Annotated in this window: 14 protein-coding genes; 5 read left to right on the plus strand and 9 right to left on the minus strand. The window is 70.3% G+C overall.

Going from position 1 to position 18,922, the window contains the following annotated elements:
* Window positions 1–5: 5 nt before the first annotated feature.
* The 5 genes from AB0D59_RS18370 to hrcA all read right to left on the minus strand — a co-directional run bounded on the left by AB0D59_RS18370 (window position 6) and on the right by hrcA (window position 4,530).
* Window positions 6–398 carry a VOC family protein gene (locus AB0D59_RS18370; protein WP_362565925.1) on the minus strand — a complete coding sequence of 131 codons (393 nt, stop codon included), beginning with the start codon at window positions 396–398 and terminating at the stop codon, window positions 6–8.
* 29 nt (window positions 399–427) lie between these two features.
* Window positions 428–1,186 (minus strand): 16S rRNA (uracil(1498)-N(3))-methyltransferase, encoded by a 759-nt coding sequence (locus AB0D59_RS18375; RefSeq protein WP_362565927.1) that lies wholly within the window; start codon window positions 1,184–1,186, stop codon window positions 428–430.
* Entirely contained in the window at window positions 1,183–2,274 is a 1,092-nt protein-coding gene (locus AB0D59_RS18380) for a nitronate monooxygenase (RefSeq protein WP_362565929.1), read from the minus strand. Before AB0D59_RS18380 ends, AB0D59_RS18375 begins: the two co-directional genes overlap by 4 nt.
* A 102-nt stretch (window positions 2,275–2,376) precedes the next feature.
* Window positions 2,377–3,513: a molecular chaperone DnaJ gene (gene dnaJ, locus AB0D59_RS18385; protein WP_362565931.1), complete on the minus strand. Its 1,137-nt coding sequence runs from the start codon at window positions 3,511–3,513 to the stop codon at window positions 2,377–2,379.
* A complete protein-coding gene (gene hrcA / locus AB0D59_RS18390; protein WP_362565933.1) occupies window positions 3,514–4,530 on the minus strand; it encodes a heat-inducible transcriptional repressor HrcA in 1,017 nt (338 codons plus the stop codon).
* Window positions 4,531–4,693: 163 nt separating this feature from the next.
* Between hrcA and AB0D59_RS18395 the strand changes: the two genes are divergently transcribed.
* Together AB0D59_RS18395 and AB0D59_RS18400 are read left to right on the plus strand one after the other, a co-directional pair.
* Window positions 4,694–5,425: an MBL fold metallo-hydrolase gene (locus AB0D59_RS18395; protein WP_362565935.1), complete on the plus strand. Its 732-nt coding sequence runs from the start codon at window positions 4,694–4,696 to the stop codon at window positions 5,423–5,425.
* 34 nt (window positions 5,426–5,459) lie between these two features.
* The gene (locus AB0D59_RS18400) at window positions 5,460–6,266 is read left to right on the plus strand and encodes a DUF3097 domain-containing protein (RefSeq protein ID WP_362565937.1); all 807 of its coding nucleotides are present in this window, start codon (window positions 5,460–5,462) and stop codon (window positions 6,264–6,266) included.
* A gap of 25 nt (window positions 6,267–6,291) precedes the next feature.
* On the opposite strand, the gene hemW is transcribed toward AB0D59_RS18400, so the two are convergent.
* Together hemW and AB0D59_RS18410 are read right to left on the minus strand one after the other, a co-directional pair.
* Entirely contained in the window at window positions 6,292–7,524 is a 1,233-nt protein-coding gene (hemW, locus tag AB0D59_RS18405) for a radical SAM family heme chaperone HemW (protein ID WP_362565939.1), read from the minus strand.
* Between the two features lie 27 nt (window positions 7,525–7,551).
* Complete coding sequence (locus AB0D59_RS18410) at window positions 7,552–9,456, minus strand: SpoIIE family protein phosphatase (protein ID WP_362565941.1); 1,905 nt, start codon at window positions 9,454–9,456, stop codon at window positions 7,552–7,554.
* A gap of 102 nt (window positions 9,457–9,558) precedes the next feature.
* On the opposite strand from AB0D59_RS18410, the gene AB0D59_RS18415 reads away from it, so the two are divergent.
* Both AB0D59_RS18415 and AB0D59_RS18420 read left to right on the plus strand, forming a co-directional pair.
* Window positions 9,559–13,662, plus strand: a complete 4,104-nt coding sequence (locus tag AB0D59_RS18415; protein WP_362565943.1) for a HAMP domain-containing protein — start codon at window positions 9,559–9,561, stop codon at window positions 13,660–13,662.
* Window positions 13,659–14,222 carry a response regulator gene (locus AB0D59_RS18420; RefSeq protein ID WP_362565945.1) on the plus strand — a complete coding sequence of 188 codons (564 nt, stop codon included), beginning with the start codon at window positions 13,659–13,661 and terminating at the stop codon, window positions 14,220–14,222. The genes AB0D59_RS18415 and AB0D59_RS18420 overlap by 4 nt, the downstream gene beginning before the upstream one ends.
* Window positions 14,223–14,315: 93 nt before the next feature.
* Here the strand turns inward: AB0D59_RS18420 and AB0D59_RS18425 are convergent, their stop codons facing one another.
* Together AB0D59_RS18425 and lepA are read right to left on the minus strand one after the other, a co-directional pair.
* Window positions 14,316–16,190, minus strand: coding sequence for an AMP-dependent synthetase/ligase (locus AB0D59_RS18425; protein WP_362565947.1), 1,875 nt, complete (start codon window positions 16,188–16,190; stop codon window positions 14,316–14,318).
* A 291-nt stretch (window positions 16,191–16,481) separates the two neighbouring features.
* Window positions 16,482–18,356 carry a translation elongation factor 4 gene (lepA, locus tag AB0D59_RS18430; protein ID WP_362565949.1) on the minus strand — a complete coding sequence of 625 codons (1,875 nt, stop codon included), beginning with the start codon at window positions 18,354–18,356 and terminating at the stop codon, window positions 16,482–16,484.
* 221 nt (window positions 18,357–18,577) lie between these two features.
* Between lepA and rpsT the strand changes: the two genes are divergently transcribed.
* Window positions 18,578–18,844, plus strand: coding sequence for a 30S ribosomal protein S20 (gene rpsT, locus AB0D59_RS18435; RefSeq protein WP_360484013.1), 267 nt, complete (start codon window positions 18,578–18,580; stop codon window positions 18,842–18,844).
* Window positions 18,845–18,922 lie beyond the last annotated feature (78 nt).

The following is an 18,922-nucleotide window of genomic DNA, read 5'->3' on the forward strand; positions in this document are numbered from 1 at the left end:
GCTCCTCAGGTGCGCAGCAGCAGCCACTCCTGGAGTTCCACCAGGTTGCCCTCCGGGTCCTTGAGATGGGCGACGCGCATGCGTTCCGTCATCGGCGTCGGCCCGTGCACCAGGACCGCGCCCCGGGCGGCGATCTGCTCGCAGTAGGCGTCCAGGTCGTCGACGCGCAGCACCACCAGCGAACGGTGCCCGGTCGCGGTGTCCCCCAACTCGCCCAGCACCTCGGCCATCATGGCCCGGTCCTGCAGGGCTATCCCCGCCGACCCGGCGTGCGGGCTGAACTTCTCGTACGGTCCCTCGCTCGCCCCCGACTGCGGCTTCAGCCCGAGCACCTCGGCGTAGAAGCGGTAGCAGGCGGCGAAGTCGGAGACCAGGAGCCGGACTTGGGCGAGTTCCACGGCGCGTTCCCCTTGAGGTGTCGTACGGGTCAGGACCACCGGCCGGTGCGGCCCAGCAGCAGGGCCGCGGCGGCGGTGCCGGCGGTCGATGTGCGCATCACGGTAGGCCCCAGGGTGTACGCCTTCGCACCCGCCTCCTCGAAGAGCGCCAGCTCGTCCCGGGCGACGCCCCCTTCGGGCCCGACGACCAGCACGATCTCGCCCTCGGCGGGCAGCCGGGCCTCGGCGAGCGGGTCGCTGCGGTGCTCGAAGTCGGAGTGGAGCACGGCGGCCAGGTCGGCTCCGGCGAGCAGTGCGGCGACCTGCTTGGTGGTCGCCACGTCCGCGATCTCCGGGAAGCGCACCCGGCGGGACTGCTTGCCGGCCTCGCGGGCGGTGGCCCGCCACTTCGCGAGGGACTTCAGGCCCCGGTCGCCCTTCCACTGGGTGATGCAGCGGGCGGCCTGCCAGGGCACGATCGCGTCGACGCCGACCTCGGTCATGGTCTCCACGGCGACCTCGCCGCGGTCCCCCTTGGGGAGGGCCTGGACGACGGTGACGCGGGGGCTCGGCCCGGGCTCCTCGACGACGCTCTCCAGGCCGGTCACCACCAGCCGGTCCTTGCCCTCGGCGGCCCGTACGACGCCCTCCGTCCAGCGTCCGCGCCCGTCGGTGAGGATGACGTCCTCGCCGGGCCGCAGCCGCTTCACGGAGACGGCGTGCCGTCCCTCGGGCCCGTCCAGGACGACCTCGCCGCCGGAGAAGTCGGGCACCACGAGCGGGTCGAGCACGAACACCGGGGCGGTCATCGCCCGTCCCCCTCGTACCCTTCGGCCTTGCCCGACAACGCTGTCGACGCGGCGGCGAGTTCCGTCGCGAGGGTCTCCACCAGCTGCCCGGCGGGCAGCGGGCGGGCCAGCCGGTGGCCCTGCCCCGCCCACAGGGCCATGCCCTGCGTGTCCCCGGCCTTGGCGGCGGCCTTGCGCAGCGGGGAGGTGAGGTGGTGGACCTCCGGGTAGGCGGCGGGCGCGTACGGGCCGTGCTCGCGCATGAAGCGGTTGACCAGACCCCGGGCGGGCCGCCCGGAGAACGCCCGGGTCAGTTCGGTCCGGATGAACAGCGGGTCGGTCAGCGCCCGCTTGTGGAGGTCGGTGGCGCCGGACTCGGGGGTGGCGAGGAAGGCCGTACCCAGCTGGGCGGCGCTCGCCCCCGCGGCCAGCACGGCGGCGATCTGGCTGCCGCGCATGATGCCACCGGCGGCGACGACGGGAATGCCCACCGTCTCCCGTATCTGGGCGACCAGCGACAGCAGACCGATCCCGGCCCCCTCGTTGTCCTGCACGTCCCGGTGGGTGCCCTGGTGACCGCCGGCCTCCACGCCCTGGGCGATCACCGCGTCCGCACCGGCCCGCTCGACGGCGAGGGCCTCCTCGGCGGTGGTCGCGGTGACGAGGGTGAAGGTTCCCGCCCGGCGGAGGGAGCCGAGGACGTCCCGGCCGGGGACGCCGAAGTGGAACGAGGCCGCGGCCACCGGGTTGTCGAGCAGCACGGCCAGCTTGGCCTCGTACCCGTCGTCCCGGCCGCTGTCGGGATCGCCGAGCTCGGTCTTGTACCAGGCGGCCTCACCGGCCAGCTGATGGGCGTAGACCTCCACGGCCCCGGCCTCGGCGTACTCCGTCTGCGGCATGAACAGGTTCACACCGAAGGGACGGCCGGTCAGCCTCCGCAGCTGCTTGATCTCCTGGTACATCCCGTCGGCGGTCTTGTACCCGGCGGCCAGGAACCCCAGCCCGCCCGCCTCGGACACGGCGGCGGCGAGCTGCGGCACGGAGACCCCGCCCGCCATGGGGGCCTGCACGATCGGAAGGGGAAAGAGATCGGTCAGTGCGGAGGACATGACGGCATGTTGTCACGTCCTCCGAACAAGACCGAATCGGGCCGTCCCTCTGGCACATGCCAGATATGTCCGGGCCGAAGGGGCGGTGCCCCGCCTGACGGGTCAACGCCCGTTGAACGCGTCCTTCAGCCGGCTGAACAGACCCTGCTGACCGGGCTGGAACTGCCCCGTCGGCCGTTCCTCGCCGCGCAGCTTCGCCAGCTCGCGCAGCAGCCGCTCCTGCTCGGGGTCGAGCTTGGTGGGGGTCATCACCTCGACATGGACAATGAGATCACCGCGCCCGCCTCCGCGCAGATGCGTGACACCGCGCCCGTGCAGCGGGATCGACTGCCCGGACTGCGTACCCGGCCGGATGTCGACCTCCTCCATCCCGTCCAGCGTCTCCAGCGGCACCTTCGTACCGAGCGAGGCCGCCGTCATCGGGATGGTCACCGTGCAGTGCAGATCGTCGCCGCGCCGCTGGAACGTGGAGTGCGGCAGCTCGTGGATCTCGACGTACAGGTCACCGGCGGGACCGCCGCCGGGCCCGACCTCGCCCTCGCCGGCGAGCTGGATCCGGGTGCCGTTGTCGACACCGGCCGGGATCTTCACGGTCAGCGTCCGCCGCGACCGCACCCGCCCGTCACCGGCGCACTCGGGACACGGCGTCGGCACGACCGTACCGAAGCCCTGGCACTGCGGACACGGCCGCGAGGTCATGACCTGGCCCAGGAAGGACCGCGTCACCTGCGAGACCTCACCACGGCCCCGGCACATGTCACACGTCTGGGCGGAGGTGCCCGGCGCCGCGCCCTCACCGTTGCAGGTGTTGCAGACGATCGCCGTGTCGACCTGGATGTCCTTGGTCGTACCGAAGGCCGCCTCGTCCAGCTCGACCTCGATCCGGATCATCGCGTCCTGGCCGCGCCGGGTCCTGGACCTCGGCCCACGCTGCGACGCGGTACCGAAGAACGCGTCCATGATGTCCGAGAAGTTCCCGAAGCCACCGGCCCCGAAGCCGCCCGCGCCCGCGCCGCCGCTCTGCGAGAGCGGGTCGCCTCCGAGGTCGTAGACCTGCTTCTTCTGCGGGTCGGAGAGCACCTCGTAGGCGGCGTTGATCTCCTTGAACCGCTCCTGGGTCTTCGGATCCGGGTTGACGTCCGGGTGCAGCTCGCGCGCGAGCCGACGGAAGGCCTTCTTGATCTCTTCCTGCGACGCGTCGCGGCGCACGCCGAGAACGGCGTAGTAGTCCGTGGCCACTTACGACTCCGCCAGGATCTGTCCGACGTACCGTGCCACCGCTCGTACCGCTCCCATCGTTCCCGGGTAATCCATGCGGGTCGGTCCGACCACGCCGAGCTTGGCGAGTGCCTCGCCGCCCGAACCGTAGCCGACCGACACCACGGACGTGGAGTTGAGTCCCTCGTAGGCGTTCTCGTGACCGATGCGTACGGTCATGCCCGAATCCCCCGCCTCGCCCATGAGCTTGAGGAGGACGACATGCTCCTCCAGGGCCTCCAGGACGGGCCGGATCATGAGGGGAAAGTCATGTCCGAAGCGGGTGAGATTGGCGGTGCCGCCGATCATCAACCGCTCCTCGTTCTCCTCGACGAGCGTCTCCAGCAGGGTGGAGAGCACCGCCGAGACCGTACCGCGGTCCTCGGCCTCGAAGGCGTCCGGCAGGTCCTCCACCAGCCGGGGCACGTCCGAGAACCGGCGACCGGCGACCCGGCTGTTGAGCCGTGCCCGCAGATCCGCCAGCGACGACTCCCCGAAGGGCGCCGGGCAGTCGACCATCCGCTGCTCGACCCGCCCGGTGTCGGTGATCAGCACCAGCATCAGCCGGGCCGGCGCGAGCGCGAGCAGCTCCACGTGCCGCACGGTGGACCGTGTCAGCGACGGGTACTGCACGACCGCGACCTGCCGCGTCAGCTGCGCCAGCAGCCGCACCGTCCGCGCCACCACGTCGTCGAGGTCGACGGCGCCGTCGAGGAAGTTCTGGATGGCCCGCCGCTCGGGCGCGCTCATCGGCTTGACGCCGGCCAGCTTGTCGACGAACAGCCGGTAGCCCTTGTCGGTGGGGATCCGCCCGGCGCTGGTGTGCGGCTGGGCGATGAACCCCTCGTCCTCCAGGGCGGCCATGTCGTTGCGCACGGTCGCCGGGGAGACCCCGAGGTTGTGCCGCTCGGTCAGCGCCTTCGAACCCACCGGCTCCTCGGTGCCGACATAGTCCTGGACGATGGCGCGCAATACCTGAAGCCTGCGTTCACTCAGCATCCAGCGCCACACCTCCAGAAAGTCGTCCCCGCGGCCTTTCGGGTCATTCGCCTGGCACTCTGCGATCCCGAGTGCCAGCATCCCCCGCCCAGTGTACGGCCGCCGGGTACCGACTGGGCAAGGTCGGTGAGGACCCGGGGCGTTCTGCGGCTAGCGTCGCGGTATGACGGTGACTTGGGAAGAGCTGGGCTGGGAGCGGGTGGCCGAGGGGGTCGGCCGGTGCCGGCTGCCGGGGTGGGACTGCACGGCCGGGCTGGTCCTCGGGGCCGGCCCGGTCCTGATGGTGGACGCCGGGTCGAGCCTGGCCGAGGGCGCGCGGTTGCGTACGGAGGCACAGCGCCTGGCCGGGCGCCGTGTGACCCATCTCGCGCTCACCCACCCCCACTTCGACCACGTCTTCGGCACCCCGGCGTTCGCGGGCGCGGACGTGCACGCGGCGGCGGGCGCGGAGGCCGTCCTCGCGCACGGCCGCGAGGCGCTCCTCCTGGACGCGATCCGAGGCGGCCTCCCGGCCCCCGAGGCCGAGGAGGCGGCCGACGCGCTGCCCCCGCCCCGCCGTCCGGTCTCCGGCGAGTGGGCCCTCGACCTCGGCGACGGCCGCCGGGCCCTGCTCGCCGACGTGGGCCCCGGCCACACCTCCCACGACCTCGCGGTCCTCGTCCCCGGCGTCCCCGGCGACCGGCCGGTGGTGTTCTGCGGCGACCTGGTGGAGGAGTCCGGCGACCCCCAGGCCGGCCCCGACGCCGTACCGTCCCACTGGCCGGCCGCCCTGGACCGCCTGCTGTCCCTCGGCGGCGAGAACGCCCGGTACGTGCCCGGTCACGGAGCGGTGGTGGACGCGGCGTTCGTACGACGGCAACGCGACGCCCTGGCCGCCCGCTTCGGCGTGTCGTGACCACGCCGCCGCCACTTCTCCTATCGTCATCCGAATGCGCCAGTACTCCGCCGACCTGACCCCGCCGTGGAAGAAGCCGAAACCGGCCCCGGAGGTGGCCGCCGAACCCGGCCTGGTCGTCGAGGAACCCGGCACCGGATTCTGCGGCGCGGTGATCCGCTGCGAGGCGGGCACGGTGACGCTGGAGGACCGCTTCGGCAAACACCGCGTCTTCCCGCTGGAGCCGCGGGGCTTCCTCCTGGAGGGCCGGGCGGTCACCCTCGTACGCCCCACGTCGGCCACCCCCGCACGCCCCGCCCGTACCGCCTCCGGCTCGGTCGCCGTGCCCGGCGCACGCGCGCGCGTGGCCCGCGCGGGCCGCATCTACGTCGAGGGCCGCCACGACGCGGAGCTGGTCGAGAAGGTCTGGGGCGACGACCTGCGCGTCGAGGGCGTGGTCGTGGAGTACCTGGGGGGCGTGGACGACCTCCCGTCGATCGTGGCCGAATTCGCACCCGGCCCGGACGCACGTCTCGGTGTCCTGGTGGACCACCTGCTCCCCGGCACCAAGGAGTGGCGCATCGCCCAGTCGGTCACCAGCGCACACGCCCTGGTGGTCGGCCACCCGTACATCGACATCTGGGAGGCGGTGAAGCCCGCCGCCGTGGGCATCGAGTCCTGGCCGCGCGTCCCGCACGGCCAGGACTGGAAGACGGGCGTGTGCCGCGCCCTGGGCTGGCCCTCGGACAACACGGGCGCGGTGTGGCAGGCGATCCTGGCCCGGGTGGGCTCCTACAAGGACCTCGAACCGGAGCTGCTGGGCCGGGTGGAGGAACTGATCGACTTCGTCACGGCCCCGTAGCCGGGCGCCCCCGCCCCCGGCTCCCTCAGTCCACCAGGTCCCTGACCACCGCGTCCGCCAGCAACCGCCCCCGCAGCGTCAGCACGGCCCGCCCGTCCTCGTACGGGCCCCTCTCCAGCAGCCCCTCCCCCAGCGCCCGCCGCGCGGCCGCCAGCCCCTGCTCCTTCAGCAGCGTCAGCGGCACTCCCTCCCGCAGCCGCAGCTCCAGCAGGATCCGCTCCACCCGGCGGTCCTCGTCCGTGAGGACCTCCCGCCCGGCCCCCGGCGAGCGTCCCGACGCCAGCGCCGCCGCGTACGCCCCCGGGTGCTTGACGTTCCACCAGCGCACGCCGCCCACGTGCGCGTGCGCGCCCGGTCCCGCGCCCCACCAGTCGGCGCCCCGCCAGTACAGCTCGTTGTGCAGGCAGCGGGCGTCCCGCGAGGTGGCCCAGTTGGACACCTCGTACCAGTCGAAGCCCGCCGCGGACAGCATCTCCTCGGCGATCAGATAGCGGTCCGCGTGCACGTCGTCGTCGGTCATCGGGACCTCGCCCCGGCGGATCCGGCGGGCCAGCTGGGTGCCCTCCTCGACGATCAGCGCGTACGCCGACACATGGTCGGGGCCGGCTCCGAGCGCCGCGTCCAGCGAGGCCCGCCAGTCGTCGTCGGACTCGCCCGGCGTGCCGTAGATCAGATCCAGGTTGACGTGCTCGAAGCCGGCCGCGCGGGCCTCCGCGACACACGCCTCGGGGCGCCCCGGGGTGTGCGTGCGGTCCAGGACGCGCAGCACGTGCTGCCGTGCGCTCTGCATGCCGAAGGAGACCCGGTTGAAGCCGCCCTCGCGCAGGGCCGTCAGATACGCGGGGTCGACGGACTCCGGGTTCGCCTCCGTCGTGACCTCCGCGTCGGCGGCCAGCCCGAACTCGTCGCGGATCGCGCCCAGCATCCGTACCAGGTCGCCGGCGGCCAGCAGCGTCGGCGTACCGCCGCCCACGAACACCGTGCGGACCTCGCGCGGGTCGTCGCCGAGAACCTTGCGGGCCAGCCTGATCTCGTCGATCAGGGTGTCCGCGTAGTTGTCGCGGGAGGCGAGGACACCACCGGTGCCGCGCAGCTCGGTCGCCGTGTACGTGTTGAAGTCGCAGTAGCCGCAGCGGGTCGCGCAGTAGGGGACGTGCAGATAGAACCCGAGGGGGCGGTCGGCGGCACCGGCCAGCGCGTGCGCCGGGAGCGCGCCGTCGTCGGGGACCGGCTCGCCGTCGGGAAGTGCGGAAGGCATGTCCCCCATTGTCCCGTACGACGCCGGTTACTCCGCCTGCAGGACCAGCAGCGCCAGATCGTCCTCCGGCTGCCCGCCGCCGAACTCGTGCACGAGCCGTCTGATGCGCTCGGCGATCAGCTCGGCGCTCAGGCCCGCGCAGCCCGCGAGCGCCCGCGCGAGCCCGTCGCCGTCGTCGAACTGGCGGGAGCCCGAGCGGCGCTCGGTGACCCCGTCGGTCACGCACAGCAGGCTGTCACCGGGCCCGAGCTCGATGGTCTCGCTGGTGTACGTCTCGTCCTCCACGACCCCGAGCAGGGTCTGCGGCCGGGCGGCGGTACGGACCGCGCCGTCGGGGCCGAGGAGCAGCGGCAGCGGATGCCCGGCGGAGGCGAGGGTGCAGCGGATGCCGCCCGCTTCGAGGGGGGTGAGTTCGCCGTAGAGGAGGGAGAGGAAACGGGTCTGCGGGCCGTCGCCGGGCGGCACGGCGCCGCCGCCGGCGGCGACCAGGGCGCGGGCGGCGGCGTCGGCGGCCTCGGTGGCGTCGTCGAGGAGGAGCTGGTTGAGCCGGTCGAGGACGTCGGCCACCCGGTACCCCTCCCGGGCCAGCAGCCGCAGCCAGGGCCGGGCCAGGCCGATGACGACGGCGGCCTCGGGGCCCTTGCCCTGGACGTCGCCGACGGCGAAGCACCAGCGGCCGTCGCCGGCCGGGAACAGGTCGTAGAAGTCACCGCTGGGGCCGCCCTTGTCACAGGGCTCGTAGACCAGCGCGCTGCGCACGCCCGGGATCTCGGCGACCGCACCCGGCAGCAGCCCACGCTGGAGGACGGCGCTGATGGTGGCCTGGCGGGCGTACTGGCGGGCCGCGCCGATGGCGAGCGCGACCCGCCGTCCGAAGTCCTCGACCAGACCGGTGATCTCGTCCGGGAAACCGGCCGGGCCGGAGCGTCCGATCACGAGCGTGCCGAGCGGACGGCCACCCGCGATCAGCCGGTAGGAGAGCGCCGACCCGCGGGCGCCCTGCGGGCCGAGCGCCTCGCCGGGCCAGGGATACGGCTCGGGCCCGGACCGTAACCCGTCCTTCGCGCCCGGCGGGTCCTTCTCCAGGGCGCGGCGCAGCTCCTCGATGCGGTTCTCGCTGCCGTGCCAGACCCGGGCCAGCCGCGGGCCGCCCGCGCCGTTCGCGTCGCCCCAGCCGCCGGACCGTACGGTCGACTCGTCCTCCAGCCACACCGCGCACCAGTCGGCCAGCCGCGGCACGATCAGCTGGCCGGCGAGCGCGGCCACCAGGTTCTCGTCGAGTTGCCCGGCGAGCAGGTCGGAGGCCTCGGCGAGGAAGGACAGCGCGCCCCTGTCCAGCCAGTCCCGGTCCCGGTCGGGACGCTGGGGCTCGGGCGCGAGGATCTCGGCCACCCTCAGCTCCTGCTCGTCGGGGAGCGTGCCGCCCCGGCCGGTCAGGCGCGCCCACACCGTCTTCGCGCCGATGCGGTAGGTGACCCCCCAGGACTCGGCGAGCGAGGCGACCAGACGCAGCCCGCGCCCGTACTCCGGGGTCTCGTACGGCGTCTCGCCCGGGTGGTCGCGCGGGGCCCGGGAGGGATGGTGGTCGGTGACCTCGACGACGAACGCCGTCTCCTCCCGTGCCTCCTCCAGCCACCAGTCGACCTCGACGTCCGTGCCGGCGTGCACGACGGCGTTGGTGACGAGTTCACTGACGACGACCATGGCGTCCTCGGCGACCCGCTGTCCCGGCTCCAGCAGGCCGCAGTCGGTCCACTCGTCGAGGCAGGCGCGCACCCGCGCACGGGCGGAACCCGGCGCCAGGGGGTTCCCGGGCAGGGTCGCGCGCCCCTGCGCGTACGCGCCCGCGCTCTCGTGCGCGGGCGCCTCGTCGCGCGCAGGCGCCTCACGGACCCGGGAGACGGTCTCCCGTTGCGTGGGTATGGCCCCCATGTCCAGCTCCCCGAGCAGTTCGGACGAATACATCCCGATCGATGCGGACAGAGTGACAGACTGGCTGCGCCCATAAGCACCGAGTTACCGAAGTGGGCCGCCATGAGTGAGAACAGTGCTACGCGTGTGCTCGAAGACGGACAGAAACCGGAACAACTCCGAGCATCCGAGCTGCGCCCTCTGCTCGCCGCGATGACCGCCGCCCGCGACGGCGACTTCACCAAAGTGCCCGAGACCGGTGAGGGGATGGTCGCCGAACTCACCGCGGTCTTCAACCAGATCATGGACCGCAGCGTTCACTTCAACACCGAGGCGCAACGCGTGAAACGCGAGCTGGTGCGCCACGGCCGCCTCGACGAACGGCTGTCGGCCAGCCCCGGCCAGGGCGCCTGGACGTCCCGCGTCGACGACGTCAACCAGGTCCTCGACGCCCTGGTCGCCCCCGCGGCGAACGCCACGCGCGTGCTGGACGCGGTGGCCGGCGGCGATCTCACCCAACGCGTCGATCTGCACGACGGCAGCCGCCAGTTGCGCGGCGATCTGCGCAGACTGGGCCGCGCGGTGAACAAGATGGTCGATCAGTTGTCCCTGTTCACCGGCGAGGTGACCCGGGTCGCGCGCGAGGTCGGCACCGAGGGCCGGCTCGGCGGCCGGGCCAAGGTGCAGCGCCTGTCCGGCAGTTGGCGGGACGTGACCGAGGCCGTCAACACCATGGCGTCCCGGCTGACCGCCCAGGTCCGCGACATCGCCCTGGTGACGACGGCGGTGGCGCGCGGCGACCTGACCCGCACGGTGACCGTCGAGGCGACCGGCGAACTGCTGGAACTGAAGCTCACCGTCAACACCATGGTCGACCAGCTGTCCGCGTTCGCCGACGAGGTGACAAGGGTCGCGCGCGAAGTCGGCACGGAGGGCCAGCTGGGCGGCCGGGCCCAGGTGCGGGGTGTCTCCGGCGTGTGGAAGGACCTCACCGACAACGTCAACTTCATGGCGTCGAACCTGACCTCACAGGTCCGCAACATCGCCCAGGTGACGACAGCCGTCGCCAACGGCGACCTCTCGCAGAAGATCACGGTCGACGCCAAGGGCGAGATTCTCGAACTGAAGTCGACGATCAACACGATGGTCGACCAGCTGTCGGCGTTCGCCGACGAAGTCACCCGCGTCGCCCGCGAAGTCGGCACCGAAGGAAACCTCGGTGGCCGGGCGCAGGTCAGAGGCGTGTCCGGAGTCTGGAAAGACCTCACCGACAACGTCAACTTCATGGCGGACAACCTGACGTCCCAGGTCCGCAACATCGCGCTCGTCTCCACGGCCGTCGCCCAGGGCGACCTCGGCAAGAAGATCACCGTGGAGGCGAAAGGCGAGATCCTCGAACTGAAATCAACGATCAACACGATGGTCGACCAGCTGTCGGCGTTCGCCGACGAAGTCACCCGCGTCGCCCGCGAAGTCGGCACCGAAGGAAACCTCGGCGGTCAGGCGCAGGTCAGGGGCGTGTCCGGAGTCTGGAAAGACCTCACCGACAACGTCAACTTCATGGCGCTGAACCTGACCTCACAGGTCCGCAACATCGCCCAGGTGACGACAGCGGTCGCCAACGGCGACCTTTCCAAGAAAATCACCGTCGACGCGCGCGGCGAGATCCTCGAGCTGAAGGACACCGTCAACACGATGGTGGAGCAACTGCGCGCTTTCGCCGACGAGGTGACCCGGGTGGCCCGCGAGGTCGGCACCGACGGCCGGCTGGGCGGCCGCGCCCAGGTGCTCGGCGTCTCCGGCGTCTGGCGGGACCTGACCGACAACGTCAACTACATGGCCGACAACCTCACCTCACAGGTGCGCAACATCGCCCAGGTGGCGACGGCCGTGGCACAGGGCGACCTGTCGAAGAAGATCGACGTGGACGCGCGCGGCGAGATCCTCGAACTGAAGACGACGATCAACACGATGGTCGACACCCTGTCGTCGTTCTCGTCCGAGGTGACCCGCGTGGCCCGCGAGGTGGGCTCCGAAGGACAACTGGGCGGCCAGGCGCGCGTGGAGGGCGTGTACGGCACCTGGAAGCGCCTGACGACCAACGTGAACGAACTCGCCCTCAACCTCACCACCCAGGTCCGCGCGATCGCCGAGGTCGCCTCGGCCGTCGCACAGGGCGACATGTCCCGGTCGATCACCGTGGAGACGCAGGGCGAGGTCGCCGAACTGAAGGACAACATCAACCTGATGGTGGCCAACCTGCGCGAGACGACCCGCGCGAAGGACTGGCTGGAGTCCAACCTGGCCCGGCTCGCCGCGCTGATGCAGGGCCACCGGGACCTGATGGAGGTCGCCGACCTGATCCTGCGCGAGCTGACCCCGCTGGTGAACGCCCAGTACGGCGCGTTCTTCCTGGCCGACCCGGACGAGGACGGCGCGGCCGTGCGGACGGCCGTACCGGCGAAAGGCCTGGCGTTCATCGCCGGCTACGGCTCCGCACAGGGCGCGATCGTGGAGACCGGCGGCCTGCCGGTACACGGCCTGGTCCGCCAGGCGGCCGGCGAGAAAAAGCGCATCCTCGTCGAGGAGGCACCGCCGGACTACATCAAGATCAACAGCGGTCTCGGCGAAGCGGCGCCGACGACGATCGTCATCATCCCGATCCTCTTCGAGGACAAACTCCTCGGCGTGATCGAGCTGGCCTCCTTCTCCCGCTTCTCCGACGTCCACCTGGCCTTCTTCGACCAGTTCGTCAACACCATCGGCGTGGCCATCAACACGATCATCGCCAACTCCCGCACGGAGTCCCTGCTCGGCGAGTCGCAACGCCTGGCGATGCAACTCCAGGAACGCTCGGACGAACTTCAGAAACAACAGGCGGAACTGCAACGCTCGAACGCGGAACTGGAGGAGAAAGCCGCCCTGCTGGCGACGTCCTCCCAGTACAAGTCGGAATTCCTCGCGAACATGTCCCACGAACTGCGCACTCCGCTGAACTCCTTGCTGATCCTGGCCCGGCTGCTGGCCGACAACCCGGACGGCCGTCTCTCCGACCAGGAGGTCCAGTTCGCGACGACGATCCACCGCTCGGGCTCCGACCTGCTCCAGCTCATCAACGACATCCTGGACCTGTCGAAGATCGAGGCCGGCCGGATGGACGTACGCCCCAAACGCCTGCCTCTGATCAAACTCCTCGACTACGTCCACGCCACCTTCCGCCCGCTGACCCTGGACCGGGGTCTGGCCTTCGAGGTGGCGGTCGGCGAGGACGTACCGCGCGAGATGTACTCCGACGAACAGCGCCTCCAGCAGATCCTGCGCAACCTGCTCTCCAACGCGATCAAGTTCACCGCCAAGGGACGAGTGGAACTGCGGGTCGACCGGGTGCAGGACCCCGACCAGCGCTACGTCCACGGCAGCGACGAGGTGATCGCCTTCGAGGTGACGGACACCGGCATCGGGATCGCCGCCGAGAAACTCCCGGTGATCTTCGAGGCGTTCCAGCAGGCCGACGGCACCACGAACCGCAAGTACGGCGGCACCGGCCTCGGCCTGTCCATCAGCCGCGAGATCGCGGGCCTGCTCGGCGGCCGTATCGTCGCGGCGAGCGAACAGGGCAAGGGCTCGACGTTCACGCTGTACGTCCCGGTCGTCTGCCCCGGGCACACGGCGGCCGGCCCCACCCCGGAGGACCACGCCCTGCCCGTCCTCGGCCCCGCCCAGGCCACCACCCCCGACACCGACGACTCCTGGCCGGCTCCGGCCAAGCTGGAGGCGTGGCAGTCCGGCCGCGCCGGCCAGATCCTGCCCGGCCGACGCGTCCTGATCATCGACGACGACATCCGCAACGTCTTCGCGCTCACCCACGTCCTGGGCCGCGTCGGCATGCCCGTGCTCTACGCGGAGAACGGCCGGGAGGGCATCGAGACCCTCGAACGCAACCCGGACGTCGAACTGGTCCTGATGGACATCATGATGCCGGAGATGGACGGCTACGAGACCATCGCGGCCATCCGCCGCGCCCCCCGCTGGACCGGCCTGCCGATCGTCGCGCTGACGGCGAAGGCGATGCCCGGCGACCGGGAGAAGTCCATCGCGCGCGGCGCCAACGACTACGTACCCAAACCCGTGGACGTCGACCGGCTGCTCACCGTCGTCTGCGCACTCCTGGACCCCGACAGCACGGAAGACGGCGAGCCCGCCGACAAGGAACGGACGGGACGATGATCGCTGACGAGCGGGCCGGCATCCTCCTGGTCGACGACATGGAGGACAACCTGATAGCGCTGGAGGCCGTGCTCGGATCCCTGAACGAGCCGATAGTACGCGCGCGTTCCGGCGAGGAGGCGATGAAGGCCCTGCTGCGCCACCGTTTCGCCGTGGTCCTCCTCGACATCCGCATGCCGGGCATGGACGGCTTCGAAACAGCCGCGAACATCAAACGCCTCGACCAGACCAAGGACGTCCCGATCATCTTCCTGACGGGAGCCGAGGAGGACGCCGGGTACGCGTTCCGCGGCTACGCGACAGGCGCGGCGGACTATCTGACGAAGCCCTTCGATCCATGGGTGCTGCGGGCGAAGGTCAACGTCTTCCTGGAACTGCACCGGAAGAACCAGCAGTTGCAGTCACTGCTGGCTCGCGAACAGGCGGACTTCAGCGCGTTGGGCAAACGGCTGACGGTTCTGGAGGATCAGCTGTCCAACGAACCTGTCGACGTAGTGACGCTACGAGAAGAGGTCAGGGAAATGCGCCGACTCTTAAGCAACGCCAAGCGGTCCGGCTGAAAGGGGCGGGAGACTGTGACGACGTGCGGCTCCGCCGCGTGGGCGCGACGAGCCACCACGAACCCGCGGCCGCCACACGTCCCCCGCCACCTCCTACGCCTCGCGCGTCCCGGCGTACATCTCGTCAATCAGGTGCCTGTACTCCCGCTCCACAACCGGCCTCTTCACCTTCAGGCTCGGTGTGATCTCCCCGTGCTCCACATCCAGGTCCCGGGGCAGCAGCCGGAACTTCTTGATGGTCTGCCAGCGCTGCAGCCCCTCGTTGAGCTGCTTGACGTATCCGTCGACCATCTCGACGGTCGCCGGCGCGGCCACCAACTCGGCGTAGGACTTGCCGTCCAGGCCGTTCTCTTTGGCCCAATCCAGGATCGCGACCTCGTCGAGGGCGATCAGGGCCGTGCAGTAGTTCCGGTCGGCGCCGTGGACGAGGATGTTGGAGACGTACGGGCAGACCGCCTTGAACTGTCCCTCGACCTCGGCGGGCGCGATGTACTTGCCGCCGGACGTCTTGATGAGGTCCTTCTTGCGGTCGGTGATCCGCAGATAGCCGTCGGGGGACAGCTCACCGATGTCACCGGTGTGGAACCAGCCGTCGGCCTCCAGGACCTCCGCCGTCTTCTCGGGCAGTCCGTGATAGCCCTGCATGATGCCGGGGCCGCGGAGCAGGATCTCCCCGTCGTCGGCGATCCGTACCTCGCAGCCGGGCAGGGGCTTGCCGACCGTACCGGTGCGGTAGGCCTCGCCGGGGTTCACGAAGGACGCGGCGGAGGACTCCGTCAGACCGTAGCCCTCGAGAATGTGCACACCGGCGCCGGCGAAGAAGTAGCCGATCTCGGGTGCCAGCGCGGCGGACCCGGAGACGCAGGCCCGCAACTGCCCGCCGAAGGCCTCCCGCAGCTTGGAGTAGACGAGGCCGTCGGCGACCTTGTGCTTGGCGGTGAGCCCGAAGGGCGCGGTGGCGGACCCGGTGCGGCGGAAGTTGTCCTGGGTGGCCTTGGCGTACTCGCGGGCGACGTCGGCCGCCCACTGGAAGATCTTGTACTTGGCCGCGCCACCGGCTCGGGCCTTGGCGGCGACACCGTTGTAGACCTTCTCGAAGATGCGCGGCACGGCGGCCATGTACGTCGGCTGCACGACCGGCAGGTTCTCGATGATCTTGTCGACGCGGCCGTCGACGGCGGTGACATGGCCGACCTCGATCTGCCCGGAGGTGAGCACCTTGCCGAAGACATGGGCGAGCGGCAGCCAGAGGTACTGCACGTCGTCGGCGCTGATCAGCCCGGTCGCGGCGATCGCCTTCGCCATGTACGACCAGTTGTCCTGCGGCAGCCGTACGCCCTTGGGGCGGCCGGTGGTGCCGGAGGTGTAGATGAGCGTGGCGAGCTGGTCCTTGGTGATCGCCCCGACCCGCTCCTTGATCAGCTCGGGGTGGCTCTCCAGGTACTTGGCGCCGCGCTCCTCCAGCTCGGCGAGGGTGATGACCCAGTCACCCGTCTGCGCACCGGCCGGGTCGATGACGACGACCTGGGTGAGCTCGGGCAGCTCGGCGCGCTTCTCGACGGCCTTGGCGACCTGCGCCGCGTCCTCCGCGATCAGCACCCGGCTTCCGGAGTCGGAGAGGATGAACGCCGACTCCTCGGCATTGGTCTGCGGATAGACGGTCGTGGTGGCCGCTCCGGCGCACAGGATGCCGAGGTCGGCGAGGATCCACTCGACACGGGTGGAGGAGGCCAGGGCGACCCGCTGCTCGGGCTGGATACCGAGTTCGATGAGCCCGGCCGCGATCGCGTAGACGCGCTCGGCCGCCTGCGCCCAGCTCAGCGACTTCCAGTCGTCCGGGCCCTGACCGGAGGCGGCGAGCACCGGGTACCGGTAGGCCTCGGCGTCCGGTGTGGCCGCCACGCGCTCCAGGAAGAGGGCCGCCACGGACGGCGGACGGTTCTCGATCAGTGTCTGCGTGTCGCTCACGACATCCTCCGGGGGCCCGCGACGGTGCGGCTGGCTCAGTGCGGCTGGGTTTACTCAGGCGGCTGGGTTTACTCACGGTGCGGTTCGCACTACTTGTTTAACTCGCGAGTAACTATCGAGCAGGGATCAGAGTAAGCCGCGACCGGCCTGTACGTAAGGGGCCTCGGCCTGTCTGTTTCCCCGCATGTTCCACGCAGAGCGACCCTACGCACGCGTAGGGGCCCGCCACACTTTCGTACAGCGGACCCCTGTTGCACCCGATTTGCGGCCGTAGCCGATTGTTACCGGCGGTTACTTCTTGCTCTTGGCCGATCCCGCGCTGTCATCGCTGCTGAGGACGGCGATGAAGGCCTCCTGCGGAACCTCCACGGAACCCACCATCTTCATCCGCTTCTTGCCTTCCTTCTGCTTCTCCAGCAGCTTGCGCTTACGGGAGATGTCACCGCCGTAGCACTTGGCGAGGACGTCCTTGCGGATGGCGCGGATGGTCTCGCGGGCGATCACCCGGGAGCCGATGGCGGCCTGGATCGGCACCTCGAAGGCCTGCCTGGGGATGAGCTCGCGCAGCTTGGCGACGAGCCGCACCCCGTACGCGTACGCCGCGTCCTTGTGCGTGATCGCCGAGAAGGCGTCCACCTTGTCGCCGTGCAGCAGGATGTCGACCTTGACCAGGCTGGACGTCTGCTCGCCGGTGGGCTCGTAGTCCAGCGACGCGTAACCACGCGTCTTCGACTTCAACTGATCGAAGAAGTCGAAGACGATCTCCGCGAGCGGCAGCGTGTACCGGATCTCGACGCGGTCCTCGGACAGGTAGTCCATGCCGAGCAGGGTGCCGCGCCGGGTCTGGCACAGCTCCATGATCGAGCCGATGAACTCGCTGGGCGCCAGGATGGTGGCGCGCACGACCGGCTCGTACACCTCACCGATCTTCCCCTCGGGGAACTCGCTCGGATTGGTGACCGTGTGCTCGCTGCCGTCCTCCATGACCACGCGGTACACCACGTTCGGGGCCGTCGCGATCAGGTCGAGCCCGAACTCGCGCTCCAGCCGCTCCCGGATCACGTCCAGGTGCAGCAGGCCGAGGAAGCCGACGCGGAAACCGAAGCCGAGAGCGGCGGAGGTCTCCGGCTCGTAGACGAGCGCGGCGTCGTTGAGCTGCAGCTTGTCGAGGGCCTCGCGCAGTTCGGGGTAGTCGGAGCCGTCCAGCGGATACAGACCGGAGAAGACCATCGGCTTCGGGTCCTTGTAGCCGCCGAGCGCCTCCGTGGCGCCCTTGTGCTGGCTGGTGACGGTGTCACCGACCTTGGACTGCCGGACGTCCTTCACACCGGTGATCAGATAGCCCACCTCGCCGACGCCGAGGCCGTCGGCGCCCAGCATCTCGGGCGAGTTCGTACCGATCTCCAGCAGCTCGTGGGTGGCGCCGGTCGACATCATCTTGATGCGTTCGCGCTTGTTGAGCTGGCCGTCGATGACACGGACGTAGGTGACGACACCGCGGTAGGAGTCGTAGACCGAGTCGAAGATCATCGCGCGGGCGGGCGCGTCGGCGACGCCGACCGGCGCCGGGATCTCCTTGACGACCTTGTTCAGCAGGGCGTCGACGCCCACACCGGTCTTGGCGGAGACCCGCAGCACGTCGTCCGGTTCGCAGCCGACCAGGTTCGCCAGTTCCTCGGCGAACTTCTCCGGCTGGGCGGCCGGCAGGTCGATCTTGTTGAGCACGGGGATGATCGTGAGGTCGTTCTCCATCGCCAGGTAGAGGTTGGCGAGGGTCTGCGCCTCGATGCCCTGGGCGGCGTCGACGAGGAGGACGGTCCCCTCGCAGGCCGCCAGCGACCGCGAGACCTCGTAGGTGAAGTCGACGTGCCCCGGGGTGTCGATCATGTTGAGGATGTGCGTGCTGCCCTGGTCGGGGCCCTCGGTGGGGGCCCAGGGCAGACGCACCGCCTGGGACTTGATCGTGATGCCGCGTTCGCGCTCGATGTCCATCCGGTCGAGGTACTGAGCACGCATCTGCCGCTGCTCGACCACGCCGGTCAGCTGGAGCATCCGGTCGGCGAGCGTGGACTTGCCGTGGTCGATGTGCGCGATGATGCAGAAATTGCGGATCAGAGCCGGGGCGGTACGGCTCGGCTCGGGCACATTGTTAGGGGTCGCGGGCACGCAGGGTCCTGTCTCTTGAGGCGCCTTATGCCTCGGGTCGGATCGATACGTAGTCTCCATGGTCCCATGGCAGGGGACCGGAGACCGGTTTGGGCCGTTCCCCGCCCCGCTGCTACTCTGGGCAGCTGTGTCTCATGCCCTCTCAGCGCGAGGCACGTCTTCGAGAAATCATCGGTACGGGATCTGCACGGTCCCGCACCAGAACCTGAAAAGGCTCTTTCGTGGCGAACATCAAGTCCCAGATCAAGCGGATCAAGACCAACGAGAAGGCTCGGCAGCGCAACAAGGCCGTCAAGTCCTCCCTGAAGACCGCGATCCGCAAGGCCCGTGAGGCCGCTGCCGCGGGTGACGTCGAGAAGGCCACCGAGTACCAGCGCGCTGCCGCGCGTCAGCTCGACAAGGCCGTCTCCAAGGGCGTCATCCACAAGAACCAGGCCGCCAACAAGAAGTCGGCGCTCGCTTCCAAGGTCGCGTCCCTCCAGGGCTGACACTTGATACGACGCCGGAAGGATTCGGGCGGGCCCTCTCTCATCCGCCCCCGACCGGCCCCCAGAGCCTGTTCGCGG

This window comes from Streptomyces sp. NPDC048417 (assembly GCF_040651615.1).
Classification (GTDB): Bacteria; Actinomycetota; Actinomycetes; order Streptomycetales; family Streptomycetaceae; genus Streptomyces.

Coding starts and splice junctions, on each gene's coding strand:
- AB0D59_RS18415 (WP_362565943.1), top strand. CDS start 9,559: ATGAGTGAGAACAGTGCTACGCGTGTGCTCGAAGACGGACAGAAACCG.
- AB0D59_RS18395 (WP_362565935.1), top strand. CDS start 4,694: ATGACGGTGACTTGGGAAGAGCTGGGCTGGGAGCGGGTGGCCGAGGGG.
- AB0D59_RS18380 (WP_362565929.1), bottom strand. CDS start 2,274: ATGTCCTCCGCACTGACCGATCTCTTTCCCCTTCCGATCGTGCAGGCC.
- hrcA (WP_362565933.1), bottom strand. CDS start 4,530: ATGCTGAGTGAACGCAGGCTTCAGGTATTGCGCGCCATCGTCCAGGAC.
- AB0D59_RS18375 (WP_362565927.1), bottom strand. CDS start 1,186: ATGACCGCCCCGGTGTTCGTGCTCGACCCGCTCGTGGTGCCCGACTTC.
- AB0D59_RS18400 (WP_362565937.1), top strand. CDS start 5,460: ATGCGCCAGTACTCCGCCGACCTGACCCCGCCGTGGAAGAAGCCGAAA.
- AB0D59_RS18420 (WP_362565945.1), top strand. CDS start 13,659: ATGATCGCTGACGAGCGGGCCGGCATCCTCCTGGTCGACGACATGGAG.
- hemW (WP_362565939.1), bottom strand. CDS start 7,524: ATGCCTTCCGCACTTCCCGACGGCGAGCCGGTCCCCGACGACGGCGCG.
- AB0D59_RS18410 (WP_362565941.1), bottom strand. CDS start 9,456: ATGGGGGCCATACCCACGCAACGGGAGACCGTCTCCCGGGTCCGTGAG.